The organism is Kocuria sp. ZOR0020 (assembly GCF_000800955.1).
GTDB classification, from domain to species: domain Bacteria; phylum Actinomycetota; class Actinomycetes; order Actinomycetales; family Micrococcaceae; genus Kocuria; species Kocuria subflava.
The window spans coordinates 1-402 of record NZ_JROX01000342.1 but is presented as its reverse complement, the minus strand read 5'-3'; the positions used below and the strand labels follow the sequence as shown (position 1 = coordinate 402).

The following is a 402-nucleotide window of genomic DNA, read 5'->3' as shown; positions in this document are numbered from 1 at the left end:
ACGTTCGCATTAAAAATGATGACGCTGAAATTGCTTCTGAAGTTGGAGTAGATGAAATTATTGTCTATACAGGTTCAAAAGCACTCAAACCTACTGTATTGGTAGACCAAAAGTATCACATTGATATGCAAGACCTTACAAAAGTTGATGCCTTTGAATGGAAAACTAACAGCAACATGATTTTGGTAGAAACACTAACAAGCGGTCATGTTGAAACTTATAACGCTGGTGCAGTAATTACAGTAGCATAAGAATAAAATGGAGGAAGTAAATGATAGATTATATTAAGGTCTATTGTGGTATTCCGATTTTAGTAACAGCTTATGATAGTAAACTTATCTTATTCCGTTCAATAGCTATTAAATTGCTAGAAAAAAATGGTATTAAAGCTGACGAAACAAG

The 402-nt window shown here is 33.1% G+C and carries 1 protein-coding gene; it reads left to right on the top strand.

Annotated features, from left to right (window positions below; genetic code table 11):
• A partial coding sequence (locus tag L979_RS16450) for a hypothetical protein (RefSeq protein ID WP_197052170.1) occupies positions 1–251 on the top strand: 251 nt, incomplete at its 5' end.
• Positions 252–402: the final 151 nt, after the last annotated feature.